The organism is Rhizobium sp. P1_B8 (assembly GCF_056406515.1).
On sequence record NZ_JBFTZZ010000024.1, the window covers coordinates 47,666 to 60,129 of the forward strand.

Genomic DNA, 12,464 nt, shown 5'->3' on the forward strand with positions numbered 1-12,464 from the left:
GACGGCGGGCATGCCCCGCCGTCTGATTTCGTTTGGACATTATTATCGGATGACACCGAGGTCCTAGGGGATCGGGTCGAACTTCAGCTCCGAGAGCGATACGACCTTGTCGGTGCGCGTCATCTTGTATTCGGTATCCGGGCCGAGCCACTTGTCCCAGATCTTGTTGATCTCGCCTGATGTGTCGAGCTTGCGAAGGATCTCGTTGATCTTGGCGGTCAGCGCCGGCTGATCCTTGGCCATGCCGATGCCGATCGGCTGATACAGCATCGGCTCCTCGATCATCCGCATTGGCTTGCCCTTGCTCTTCGATTCATTGACGAACTTGGTCGTCGTCATGGTGTTGGCCACCATGCCGCGGGCCTTGCCCTGTTGGACGGCGAGATAGGCAGAGGCGGTATCCTGGAAGGTCAGCGGATCGGATTTGTTGAGCTTGATCGACATCTCAGACGTCGAACCTTTGGTCGAAGCAATGCGCTGGCCTGCGTAGTCGGCCTTCTTCTTGCCGGCATCGTCCGCCGGCACGATCAGCATTTCCTTGGCGAGATAATAGGGGTCGCTGAACTGGATCTGCTCGGCGCGGCTCAGAGTATAGGCAAGGTTGGCAACGGTGATGTCGACGCGGCCGAGCTTGACCTCGGGCACACGCGCCTCGACCGAAACCGGCTTGATCTCGGCCTTGACGCCCAATTCCTTGGCGATGGCGCCGCAGAGATCGACGTCGAAACCGGCCATTTCGCGGGTCTTCGGATCGGGTGAGGCGAAGGGAGGAACGTCGGCGAACGTCGCGCAGCGCAGGGTTTTCGCCGAGATGATGTTGTCGAGCTGATCGGCTTTTGCGGGCACGGCGGCGGCCATGCCGGCAAATGCGACGGTGAGGGTTAAGCATTTCCAGTTCATTGCTGTTCTCCTTTGTTTTTGGTGGTTGGTATCAATGCCTGAGATCAGCGAGGAATCGCTGCGCACGGGGATGGCTTGGATTGTTGAAGAAGTCCTCGGGGGTCGCCATTTCGAGGATCTGGCCCGCATCGATGAACCAGACCCGATCCGCGACGTCGCGCGCGAAGCCCATTTCATGAGTGACGCAGAGCATCGTCATGCCTTCCGACGCCAGGCTCTTCATGACGGCCAACACTTCGCCGACCATTTCAGGATCGAGCGCGCTGGTCGGCTCGTCGAACAGCATCACCGGCGGTTCCATGGCAAGGGCGCGGGCGATTGCCACCCGCTGCTGCTGGCCGCCTGAGAGTTGACCGGGATAGGCCCGGGCCTTGTCGGCAAGGCCGACCCGATCGAGAAGCTTGAGGGCCTTGTCCTTTGCAACATCCGGCGCCACGCCTTTCACGCGGATCGGCGACATCGACACGTTTTCGACCACCGAAAGGTGCGGAAACAGGTTGAAGTTCTGAAATACGAAGCCGATCCGGCTGCGCAGTGCATTGAGTTCCTTCGCCCGCATGGCGGCGTGAATGTTTTGCCCGTCGAGCGTAATCGATCCGCTGTTGATCTCCTCGAGGCGATTGATCGTGCGGATCAGCGTCGATTTTCCCGAACCGGACGGCCCGCAGATGACCACGACTTCGCCGCGTGTCACCTGCGCATCGATGTCCTTCAGGACCGGGTAGTCGCCGTAGCTCTTGCAGACCTGCGAAAGCCGGATCGTCTGCAATTCCTGTGCTGAAACTGACATGGTCATAGCTGCTCCGATATGATTTTCGATGGCGCGACCAAGGCGGCAGAGGGAAGGTTGGAAAGTCCCGCACGCCGCCGCGTGATGCTCCGCTCGAGGCGATTTGCGAAGTAGGTGAGCGTCCAGCAGATGGCGAAGTAGACGATCGCCAGAATGAGGAAGACCTGGAAAGGCTGGGTCAGGAGCTGGTTGTTGACCTGGCTTGCGGCAAAGGTCAGGTCCGGCACGTTGATCACGTAGCCGAGCGTCGTGTCCTTGATCGTCGAGACGAAGGTGGAGATGATGCTGGGGATCATGTTGTAGAGCGCCTGCGGCAGGATGATGAAGCGCATCGCACCGAGATAGCCGTGGCCAAGCGCACGCCCCGCATCCATCTGGCCCGGTCCGAGCGCGACGATGCCGGCACGGACGACTTCGCTCAGGAACGCGCTCTGATAGACCACGAGTGTCGTCAGCATCGTCACGAAGCTCGGTACATCGGCGCCGGTCAGCAGCGGAACGAGGAAATAGCTCCACAGGATGAGCATCAGCAGCGGCACGCCCCTGGTGAAATAGACCAGCGCAGTGACCGGCCAACGCAGCAGTGGCGACTTGGAGAGCCGCGCCAATGCGAACAGGATGCTGACCGGAAAGGCGAGAGCGATGCTGAGCGCCGAAAGGATCAGCGTATTGGCGAGCCCGCCAAGCGGCCCATTGGGATATTGGCCGATCAGCAGCAGCAGCCAGTAGTCTCGAACGATGGCGATCATGTCGTGGATCATGCGCGCGCGCTCCTGGCAGGATCGGTGCGCATCGACAGATAGGCGCCGATGCTCATGATCACGAGCGAGAAGAAAAGGTAGAGAACCGTGCCGACCAGGTAGATCTCGAAGGTCCGGAAGCTGAGGTTCTCGATCTCCTTGACCGCATGGGTCAGCTCCGAGGCTCCGATGACAACGGCGAGACTGCTGTTCTTGAACAAGGAAACGCTGTGATTGATGAGCGGCGGCAGCGCGTTGCGCACGCCTTGCGGCATGATGACGAAACGCATCGCGGAGACATAGCCGTGGCCAAGCGCACGCGCTGCCTGCATTTGGCCGGGACTGACCGAGCGCACGCCGGACCGAAGATCTTCGCTGAAATAAGCCGCCTGGCAGAGCCCGAGCCCGATCACCGCGAAGATGGCCTCCGCATTATGGACTGCCAGCCATTCGGCTACCCCGCTCGGCATCAGCGTGAAAATCCCGAAGTACCACAGCATGAGCTGAACCAGGGTCGGGACGTTCCGGTGGTAGGAGACGTAAGCGGCGACTAACGGATCGCCGAAGCGAAAGGGCGACAAACGCAAAGCCAGCAGCAGAAGCGCCAGCGCCATCGCCATCGACCAGGAGCCGGCATAGATGATGAAGGTCATCTCGATGCCATGCAGCAGCATGGCGGTATATTCCGGATTTCCCAGGATTGCCGAAAGGTCGAAACCGCTCACGGGTTTGGCTCCCCGGATTGATCCGTCTTCGCCGCAGCGGATTGATCCGGCTTCGCCGAAGGCTGGGGCTTTGCCGTCTGCAGCCCGCCCATAACCTGTAGCGTCGGCGTGATCTCCATGTGCCCGATATTGACGGCGACGGGGGCTGCTACGGCGAAGGCAATCGCGTCGGCGATGTCGGCCGCCTGCGGCAGTTCGAAGCCGTCGATGAACCGTTCGCGGATGCTGGGGTCATCGCCGTGGACGTGATTGAAGATATCAGTGGCGACCCGGCCGGGGCAGATTTCCGTGACCCGTACCCGCTTGCCGAAAGCGTCGATGCGTAGCTGGTTGGACAGCATGCTCACCCCTGCCTTGGTGGCGTGATAGGATGAGTTGCCGCCGAAATTGTAGGCGCCGGCGATCGACGAGATGTTGATGACATGCCCGCGGTCGCGCGCCACCATGCCCGGCACGACCATCCGGCAGATGTGCAGGACCGCCCGGAGATTGACGTCGACGATGAGATCGATATCGCCCTCGTCGGCCTCCAGGAACTTCTTCGGCCGGTCGACACCGGCATTGTTGACGAGAATATCGAACTCCACCCGACGGGTGAGCTCGGCCATGGCCTGACGGTCGGCCACGTCGATGACGTGGGCGACGCAGCCCGTCCGCGCAGCCAGCTGCTGCAGCGCTTCGGCACTGCGGGCAACGGCATGGACCTCGATGTTCTCCCGGCGGAGCCGCTCAACCACGGCTGCGCCGATACCGGAGGATGCGCCGGTCACCAGTGCGGTCTTGTAGTCGGAGAATGGCATTGTCGTTCCCTTGTTGTTGATTGAGACAGTAGCGAAGCTTTAACCCCTTGCCTAAGACCGATTATCTCTGGAGCAATAAGCAACGGTTATGGAGCCGGGAGGGCTGCTGGAAGAAGAGAAAGAGGTGGTCTCAGCATCACCTCGCAGTATCTCTGCCTCGGGCTGCCAGCGACCGCGTCGCGTTGCAAAAGCAATGCGCGTCTGCAAACATGTAAGCAGCGCAGATCAGAACGGTACCCCGATCCTCATGGACATCAGACGCCTCAAATCTTTCATCGTGATCGTCGACAGCGGCAGCATCACGCGAGCGGCGGACCTTCTGCATATCGCCCAGCCGGCTCTCAGTCAGCAGCTTGCGGCACTGGAGGAGCATTTCGGCCACAAGCTGCTGATCCGCAGCCAGCAGGGTGTCAGCATGACCGATGCGGGACACGCGGTGTATCGCCATGCGCAGATTATCCTTCGGCAGATGGAGCAGGCGCAAGCGGATGCATCGGCAGCCGGCAATTCGCTTGCCGGCCGTGTGTCCGTCGGTCTGGTGCCGTTCAGCAGTGCGGCCACGCTGTCGGTCGACCTCCTGGCGGAGACCCGCAAACGACATCCCGGTATTCTGCTGCATCTGACCGAAAGCGTCGGCCAGACCTATAGCCAGATGATCATGAACGGCCGGTTGGAGATGGCGCTTCTCCATGGAACAGGACCGATCAAGGGCGTTCGGTTCGAGCCGATCCTGAGCGAAGAGTTTTTCCTTGTCGCGCATCGGGACTTTGCGATCGAAGCGGATGCGAAACCGGTTCCGCTCAATGCTCTCGACGGAATACCGCTGCTGTTGCCGCCGGCCTACAATTTCGTCCGCCGCGCGGTCGATACCGCCTTCACGCGCACCCGCACCAATTTGAAGGTCGTGGCGGAAGTCGAAATCGTCCGCACTCTGGCCCGCGCGGTGGGCAGCGGTCTCGGCGCCACGATCATGCCGAAAGCCATCGCCGACCGTATCGTATCGGAATCGAGTGAGCCGCTGATCTGCCGGCTCGTCTCGCCGCGGATCGAAGAAACACTGTCGCTGTGCGTTTCCGACCAGAATCCCTTGTCGGAACCGGCCCTCGCCGTCCGCGACATCCTTCTCGAGTTGACGGCGCGGCTGAAAAGCTAAACCAGAGGCGCGACGCCGATCAGCGCATATCCTTGCAGAATTGAGCTATGCGGGCGCATCCTTCGCCGAGCTTTTCCATGCTCGTGGCGTAGGAAATCCGGAAAAAGGGGCTCATTCCGTAAGCCGCCCCTTGCACGGTCGCGACATGATGCTCGTCGATGAGCGCCATAACGAAATCGACGTCGGTGTCGATCTTTCGACCGCCCTTGCTGGTCTTGCCAATCAGCCCGGAAATGTTGGGATAGATGTAGAAGGCGCCCTCGGGCCTATGGCAGCGCAGCCCTTCCACCTCCGACAATCTGGCGAGGACGAAGTCGCGTCTTTCCTTGTAGATCGCGGCACGCTCCTTCAAGAGATCCTGCGGCCCGTCCAAGGCGGCGGTCGCCGCAGCCTGGGTCAGCGTCGCGATGCCGCCGCCATTCTGGCCGTTGACGTTGCTGACGGCGGAGATCAGGTCTTTCGGCCCGGCGCAAAAGCCGAGCCGCCAGCCTGTCATTGCGTAAGCCTTGGAGACGCCGTTCATCGTCAGGACGCGATCATAGAGCCTGGGCTCGACTTCCGCGATCGTGCAGAACTGGAAGTCGTCATAGACCAGGTGTTCGTAGATATCGTCCGTCATGATCCAGACGTTGGGATGTCGCAGCATGACCTCGGCGATGGCGGCCATCTCCGCCCTGGAGCAGGCTGCTCCGGTCGGATTGTTCGGGAAATTCAGGAAGAGCCATTTGGTGCGCGGCGTGATCGCTGCCTCCAGATCCTCCGGACGCAGCTTGAAGCCGCCCTGCTCGTGACAGGAAACAGCGACCGGGACGCCGCCGGCGAATTTGACGATATCGGCATAGCTGACCCAGGAGGGTGTGGGGATGACGACCTCGTCGCCCGGATTGCAGGTTGCCAGCATGGCGTTGAAGATCACCTGCTTGCCGCCGCCCGAGACGACGATCTGGCTGGCATCGTAGTCGAGATTATTGTCCCGTTTGAACTTCCTGATGATGGCGGCCTTCAGCGCCGGTGTGCCGTCCATCGGCGGATATTTCGTGTCGCCGGCAAGAGCTGCCGCATGGGCCGCCTCAATCGCGTGGGCCGGCGTGGGGAAATCCGGCTCGCCGGACGAGAGGCTGACGACCTTGATGCCTTGGGCGGCAAGTTCCCTGGCCCGCTGGGTCATGGCGGCGGATGCGGAGATGGAGACGTTTTTCAGGCGGTCAGCGATGACGGACATCGACATGGTCCTTCGATGAGAGATCGGAACGGGAAATCGCCCGCGGGCGATCGGGATTGCGTCAGTCGGCGAGTTCGGCGGCAGGCGCGAGCGCGGCACCCGTGGCTTCGATCTCACCGCGCACGATGCCGGCAAGCTCAAGGGCGCCGGGCGTGTCGCTGTGGACGAGAATGGAGCGGGCCGGCATTGCGATCACCGCCCCGTCGATCGTCTCGACCGTGCCTTCGAGGAGGAATTGCCGCACACGTGCACGCACTGCGGCTTCGTCCTTGATGACGGCCCCCGGCAGCCCGCGCGCGACGAGTTTTCCGCCGGCGTCATAGGCCCGGTCGGCAAGGAAAAGCGCCAACGTCTTCAAACGTGCGCGTTTGGCCGCCTGCTGAATCTCGCTGCCATGGGTGACGAAGACGACGAGACCCGCGTCCACCGTGGCGATCGCATCCATCATCAGATCGGCCAGCGCAGGATCGCGATTGACCATATTGCCCATGGCCGCGTGGAAGCTGATATGAGAGACAGTGACACCCTCGGCTTTGGCGATCGCCATTAGAGCCCCCAACTGATAGAGCATCTGCTGGCGAAGCTCATCTGCCGGAAACGGTATTTCGCGCCGGCCGAAGCCGAGCCGATCAGGCAAACCGGGATGCGCGCCGATGCCGACGCCGTTCAGCTTCGCAAGCCGGACCATGCGCCCCATGATCTCCGGGTCGCCGCCGTGGAAACCGCAGGCGATGTTGGCCGACGAGACGAGTTTCATCATCGCTTCGTCATCGCACAGCCGGTAGGGACCAAATCCTTCGCCCATATCGGAATTCAGATCGATCTTCATCAGTTCCTCCTTTTGACGGCCTGTTGGGCGACACGCATCAGGCCATCGCCTTCAAGGCGCGCTTGACCATTCGGGATGTCTGCCTGACGTCTTCGACATAGCGGGCGACAGCCTGTTCCACCGTGCGCGCCTCCGCATGCGTCGAGCGAACGAAATTCAGGCGGGCGCCGATGCGGGCTTGCCCGAGCCGCCAGAGATCGCATTCGATCACTCCGGCGATCTTCGGATATCCGCCGGCGGTGTTGGCATCGCTCATTTGCACGATCGGTTCGCCGCCGGGCGGAACCTGGATCACGCCGGGCACGACGCCGTGGGAGCGCATCTCGATGGATGCTGTCGGCGTGATCGGCTCGCCTGATAAGCGGTAGCCCGTCCGGTCGCTTCGGGAGGAAATCCTCCAGGTCTGGCTCCAGAAGGCTTCGCCATCTCCGGCGAAAAGATCATGCTCGCCGGCCGGCAGGGCGCGGATCGGCAAAGCGCCGTCGACAGTGGCCGGGAAGACATCGCGCAGCGCCACGGCCGGTTCGACGACGGCGAGACCAGAGGCCGGCAACATGACCATCTCTGCGTCCTCGCCGACCGCGATCCGATCGCCCTTCGCCAGGGGCCGGCCGGCATTGCCACCAAAGCCACCGCGGAGCGATGTGCTTTGCGAGCCCATGACAACTGGGATATCCAGCCCGCCTCCGAGCGCAACATAGGAGCGTGCAAGCCGCGGGGGCTGTGTCAGTCCGAGAACCTGTCCGGGCTCCGCGAGATAGGCGCACCAGGGAAGCAGTTCCGATCCATCCAGATCGGGATTGCCGTCGGCACCGGTAACGGCAAAGACCACGCGCCGCTCGAAACGCAGGCTGAACGGGAACGTCTGCACCTCTATCGCGGCGGCATCTTCGTCATTGCCGACGAGAATGTTGCCGATCCGGACCGCGAGCGGATCCATTGCGCCGCTCGCCGATACGCCGATGTCGCGATAGCCGGGGCGGCCAAGATCCTGCACTGTATTGAACGGGCCGCTTTCCAAGATCTCGATCATAGCTCAATCCCTGCTGGCAGGAACCGCACCGTATCTCCCGGCGCCATCATGGCGGGGGTCGGTGACCTGGGGTCGAACATCTCAAGCGTCGCGAAGCCAATGGAATTCCAGCCATTCGGACCTGTGAGCATGGCGACGCCGGTCTGCATGCCGCCGATGGTCACGCAGCCCTTCGGCATTTTCAGCGAGGGCACGGTCTTTCGCGGCATGTAGATGCGCGGATCGAGACCATGCAGATAACCGAAACCGGGAGCGCTGCCCAAGGCGAACACACGGTAGGTCGCTTCATGATGGATGCGGACGACCTCGCGGTCGCTCAAGCCTGAGAGATCGCAAAGGGCTGGAAGATCCGTCGCATGTTCGCCGCCATATTGGACGGGGATCTCGATGGTCTTGCCCTTGAGATCGATGCTACGGGCATTCTCCCATGCCTCCAGCAGCCGGGCGACCACCGCATCGGGATCTTCGGGGGTCTCCTTGAAGATCACCAGCAGATTGGTCATGCCCGGGATGTTTTCCGCAAGGTCCGTCCAACCTTTCACAGTCTGGGACAGAGCCCAGATCCGCCGCTGCGCGATAAGGTCGAAGTCGCCTGGCGCCTCGAGCAGGAAGGATCTGGCGCCGATCGAGGAAACCCGCGCCAGGTTTTTGGTGACCGGAACGATCTCGCGTTGCGATGCATGTCTGTTCGTCGTGACGATCATGACTGGAGCTCGATTTCGAACAGAGGATCACCGAAGCCGACCGGTGCGCCGGGTTCTGCGAGCAGCCTGGTCAAAACACCGGAACGGCTGGCGCGAAGGGGAAGCAGGATATGCCCTACCCCGACAAAGCCGACGATATCCGCTTCGGATACGGAGCGCGGCAGATTTTGCGGCGCGGCGGAGGCGGGATGCTCGACATGGAAGCGGCCGGCCATCGGCGCCTTCACAACCACCGATGCGGAGCCGGAAGCCAAACCGGGAACACGGGGCGTCGCTCCGGTCGAGCTGATCCGGGCGCCGTCTTTTCCGGCGACGACGATGCGAAGCTGTCCGTCCGGCCGGGAGATTTCAAGACCGTCCACGCCTGCGGCCATCAGCGCCTCGGTGAGCAATGCGATCGTCGCCGGATCGCTGAAATCGATCGCGCTCATGCCGCCCTCCGCAGCTTCAGCCATTGTTCGAGATAGTGAATGTCCGTCTCGCCGCGCGCGAATGCGCCGTCCTCGAACAGGGCGCGCAGGGAGTGGATATTGGTGGAAATCCCCTCGACCTCAGTGCCGGCAAGCGCTTCGCGCATTCTTGCCATTGCTTCCGTCCGCGTCGGCGCATGCACGATCAGCTTGGCGATCAGCGAATCGTAATAGGGCGAGACCTTGTAGCCGGCATGAATATGCGTATCGACGCGAATGCCCAGCCCGACGGGCAAAGCCAGATGGGTGACGACACCCGCCGATGGCAGGAAGGTTTCCGGATCCTCGGCGTTGATACGGCATTCGAAGGAATGGCCTTCGCATGTTACATCGCCTTGGTTGAGATCCAGAACGTGACCCTGAGCTGCCCTTATCTGCGCCTGGACGATATCGACGCCGCTCGTCATTTCGGTGACGGGATGCTCGACCTGAAGTCGCGTGTTCATCTCGATGAAATAGAAAGCGCCATCCTCATAGAGGAATTCGAAGGTTCCGACGCCCCGGTAGCCGATCTGGAGGCAGGCTTGCACGCAAGCCAGGCCGACCGGCTGGATGATGTCGGACGCGATCCCCGGCGCCGGCGCCTCCTCCACCACTTTCTGATGGCGGCGCTGCATCGAGCAATCCCGGTGTCCGAGCCACACGGCATTGCCGTGATCGTCGCAAATAACCTGGATCTCGATGTGACGCGGATGCTGGAGGAATTTCTCCATGTAGAGCGATGGTGAGCCGAAGGCCTGGCGGGCCTCTTCTCGCGTCAGAGCGATTGCTTCATGCAACACGTCGGCCTTTGGCACGACGCGCATGCCGCGTCCGCCGCCGCCGCCGGCTGCCTTGATGATGACAGGATATCCGATTTCCAGCGCTATGCGCTCGATCGTGGCGGGATCATCGGGCAGCGCGGTGTCCGGACCGGGAACGCAGGGCACGCCGGCCGCCATCATCGCGCGCTTTGCCGAGATCTTGTCGCCCATGGTCGCAATCGAGGAGGTGGTCGGACCGATGAAGATCAGCCCCGCCTTTTCTACAGCGTCGGCGAAGGCAGCGTTCTCGGACAGAAAACCGTAACCGGGATGAATGGCGCCCGCACCGGCGAGACGTGCTGCCAGAAGGATGGCATCCTGATTGAGATAGCTCTTGGCGGCACTCGACGGGCCGATGCAGAGAAAGCTGTCGGCGGTGCTGCCGTAAGGCGCTTCCCTGTCGGCCTCGGAGCAGATGGCGATCGTCTTCAGGCCGAGCTCGCGGCAGGCGCGCTGGATCCGAACTGCGATCTCGCCACGATTGGCGATCAGAACGGTATCGAAGCGGCCGGCCGCGGATTGTTCAGGCGTTTCCGGCATCAGGCAATCTCCGCCAGCAGATCGCCGGTCTCGACCTCGCCGTCGTCGATTTCGGTGAGGTGCGTAATGCGCCCTGACCGCGGCGCGGCGATCGTGTTGAAGACCTTCATTGCCTCGATGATGAAAAGGGTCTGCCCCTCCTCCACCTCGTCACCGATTGCGACGAATGGCGGCTCCCCAGGCGTCGGGGTCCGGTGCAGAACGCCGAAGACCGGCGCCTTCACCGCGTAGGTTTCCTCAGGCCTCGAAGGCATATCGGAGCCAGCATCCTGGGCAAGGCTTGTCGTTGATCCTGCCTCTTGCCGGGGCTCGGCAGCAGCCTCCTGACCCGGCGACGTGCGGAAGATCCGAACCGTCACGTCCTTCTCCGTCACGGTCAGCTCGGTAATGTTCGATCGTCCGACAAAGTCGATCAGCGTCTTGATCTTCGAGAGGTCCATATGCGTGCTCGGAATTTCAAAATTCCACCGCGCGGACCCGAAGTTTCACGTCGCCCGGTGTTGTGATTTTTCGTAGCACGACGCGTCGACTGATGGGGTCAGACGAAGTTTTGATGGAGTGCAATCCGCGTCCTATGGGGACATAGCGCCGGACGCCCTTCGACGAATAGAATCCATCGAAGAGCAAAACGCTTTTCGAAGCGTCGCCTCCCTCCGAAATGATTTACACTTTATCGCACCTGTCTCCTCACTCCTATCGTTAGTCCCGCCGTCCGGGCGTGAATAACGATAGGAGTGAGTATATCGAGACGCTGGCTCATGAGGGCGACTGGCGAAGTTGTAGACCGTCAACCCGCTATCGACATCGCTCGAAAGTCAAATGACCTTCAATCCTTCTTGGGCGTCTTGAAACATACCGTTCAGTTTTACGGCAACCCAGAAGACTTTCTCGGTATCAGCGCCAGGCTCCGCGTGGGCTATTACCGATAAAAAACCATCGGTGCTCGTAGCATTAGGATCTATAGTTACTTTGATTTTCGGAACGACATCGTTGCCGTGCTTATTGGTACATACGAATGCATCGATCGTCTTTTTACTAAAGCCACGACCTATGAGTTTAAAAGGCTTGTCGTCGCCCCAAGAAACAACCACTAGCGGTTCGCTTAAGCTTTCGATCTCAACTTCCGGCTTATCACCACACATATTAGCCTCCGGGATCCATCGTGATCTGTGGGTTAATCGTTGTCGCCTGATCTGCGAGGTATGAACCCGCCTGATCTCGACATAACGCCGCCGGAGCGGGACAAGGCGCCGCCCGATCTGGACATTCCACCTCGGAGATCAGTCGAAGCCTCGGCCGTGAGCAGGATTTGCTCAAAGGTTCCCGTTTCGGCATCGAGCCTCATCGAGAGATCGCTCTTATCATAGATCCAAACCCTCATATCCTTGGCGAGAGCACCAATTTGGGAACCGAGACCCGTTCGGGCACTCGAACCAGGGGACCGAGACAATCTCTCGTACCCGAGATCGCTCGGAGGGGGATCGTCGGGATCTGAACCGGCGCCGTGGACAACGAAGATTGCTGGCCGACCTAGTTCAATGAAAGCACCCTCGAACGAAAATGCATAGATTCGCGCGAGTTTCGCGCCCTCCGCAGCAAGCTGGCTTCTCAAAAAATTGTTCGTTCCTGCTTTAGGGATGCCCAGAGGCTCGTAAACGCTGCCTCTAAGAATTACATCGTTAAGCGAGCGCCCGAACAAATATACAGCTGATACGCCGAGTAAAGTTTCATTGTCTCCCACGTCTCCCTCCATCT

At 61.0% G+C, this 12,464-nt stretch carries 15 protein-coding genes; 1 reads left to right on the plus strand and 14 read right to left on the minus strand.

The genetic code is table 11. The features are described 5' to 3' along the window. Positions 1-63 precede the first annotated feature (63 nt). From AC1D2N_RS25285 to AC1D2N_RS25305, 5 genes are read right to left on the minus strand one after another with little or no spacing between them, the layout of a single operon-like run. Positions 64-900: an ABC transporter substrate-binding protein gene (locus AC1D2N_RS25285; protein ID WP_047620532.1), complete on the minus strand. Its 837-nt coding sequence runs from the start codon at positions 898-900 to the stop codon at positions 64-66. Between the two features lie 31 nt (positions 901-931). Next, complete coding sequence (locus AC1D2N_RS25290) at positions 932-1,696, minus strand: amino acid ABC transporter ATP-binding protein (protein WP_018246881.1); 765 nt, start codon at positions 1,694-1,696, stop codon at positions 932-934. Continuing rightward, positions 1,693-2,451: an amino acid ABC transporter permease gene (locus AC1D2N_RS25295; RefSeq protein ID WP_018449058.1), complete on the minus strand. Its 759-nt coding sequence runs from the start codon at positions 2,449-2,451 to the stop codon at positions 1,693-1,695. The genes AC1D2N_RS25290 and AC1D2N_RS25295 overlap by 4 nt, the downstream gene beginning before the upstream one ends. Beyond that, entirely contained in the window at positions 2,448-3,155 is a 708-nt protein-coding gene (locus AC1D2N_RS25300; RefSeq protein ID WP_047620533.1) for an amino acid ABC transporter permease, read from the minus strand. The genes AC1D2N_RS25295 and AC1D2N_RS25300 overlap by 4 nt, the downstream gene beginning before the upstream one ends. Next, positions 3,152-3,955 carry an SDR family oxidoreductase gene (locus tag AC1D2N_RS25305; RefSeq protein ID WP_130654224.1) on the minus strand — a complete coding sequence of 268 codons (804 nt, stop codon included), beginning with the start codon at positions 3,953-3,955 and terminating at the stop codon, positions 3,152-3,154. Before AC1D2N_RS25305 ends, AC1D2N_RS25300 begins: the two co-directional genes overlap by 4 nt. A 193-nt stretch (positions 3,956-4,148) precedes the next feature. On the opposite strand from AC1D2N_RS25305, the gene nac reads away from it, so the two are divergent. Continuing rightward, entirely contained in the window at positions 4,149-5,108 is a 960-nt protein-coding gene (gene nac, locus AC1D2N_RS25310) for a nitrogen assimilation transcriptional regulator NAC (RefSeq protein ID WP_018449055.1), read from the plus strand. 19 nt (positions 5,109-5,127) lie between these two features. On the opposite strand, the gene AC1D2N_RS25315 is transcribed toward nac, so the two are convergent. The 9 genes from AC1D2N_RS25315 to AC1D2N_RS25355 form a co-directional block, all read right to left on the minus strand. Continuing rightward, complete coding sequence (locus AC1D2N_RS25315; RefSeq protein WP_130654223.1) at positions 5,128-6,330, minus strand: pyridoxal phosphate-dependent aminotransferase; 1,203 nt, start codon at positions 6,328-6,330, stop codon at positions 5,128-5,130. A 61-nt stretch (positions 6,331-6,391) separates the two neighbouring features. Beyond that, the gene (locus AC1D2N_RS25320) at positions 6,392-7,159 is read right to left on the minus strand and encodes a 5-oxoprolinase subunit PxpA (protein WP_130654222.1); all 768 of its coding nucleotides are present in this window, start codon (positions 7,157-7,159) and stop codon (positions 6,392-6,394) included. A 37-nt stretch (positions 7,160-7,196) separates the two neighbouring features. Continuing rightward, complete coding sequence (locus tag AC1D2N_RS25325; protein ID WP_130729847.1) at positions 7,197-8,192, minus strand: 5-oxoprolinase subunit C family protein; 996 nt, start codon at positions 8,190-8,192, stop codon at positions 7,197-7,199. Then, the gene (pxpB, locus tag AC1D2N_RS25330) at positions 8,189-8,896 is read right to left on the minus strand and encodes a 5-oxoprolinase subunit PxpB (protein ID WP_130654220.1); all 708 of its coding nucleotides are present in this window, start codon (positions 8,894-8,896) and stop codon (positions 8,189-8,191) included. Before pxpB ends, AC1D2N_RS25325 begins: the two co-directional genes overlap by 4 nt. Further along, a complete protein-coding gene (locus AC1D2N_RS25335) occupies positions 8,893-9,327 on the minus strand; it encodes an acetyl-CoA carboxylase biotin carboxyl carrier protein (RefSeq protein ID WP_130654219.1) in 435 nt (144 codons plus the stop codon). The genes pxpB and AC1D2N_RS25335 overlap by 4 nt, the downstream gene beginning before the upstream one ends. Then, entirely contained in the window at positions 9,324-10,709 is a 1,386-nt protein-coding gene (locus tag AC1D2N_RS25340) for an acetyl-CoA carboxylase biotin carboxylase subunit (RefSeq protein ID WP_130654218.1), read from the minus strand. Before AC1D2N_RS25340 ends, AC1D2N_RS25335 begins: the two co-directional genes overlap by 4 nt. After that, complete coding sequence (locus AC1D2N_RS25345; protein ID WP_047620540.1) at positions 10,709-11,149, minus strand: acetyl-CoA carboxylase biotin carboxyl carrier protein; 441 nt, start codon at positions 11,147-11,149, stop codon at positions 10,709-10,711. Before AC1D2N_RS25345 ends, AC1D2N_RS25340 begins: the two co-directional genes overlap by 1 nt. Before the next feature lie 375 nt (positions 11,150-11,524). Beyond that, complete coding sequence (locus tag AC1D2N_RS25350; protein ID WP_047620541.1) at positions 11,525-11,851, minus strand: hypothetical protein; 327 nt, start codon at positions 11,849-11,851, stop codon at positions 11,525-11,527. 32 nt (positions 11,852-11,883) lie between these two features. After that, positions 11,884-12,462 carry a hypothetical protein gene (locus tag AC1D2N_RS25355; protein ID WP_047620542.1) on the minus strand — a complete coding sequence of 193 codons (579 nt, stop codon included), beginning with the start codon at positions 12,460-12,462 and terminating at the stop codon, positions 11,884-11,886. Between the last annotated feature and the right edge of the window lie 2 nt (positions 12,463-12,464).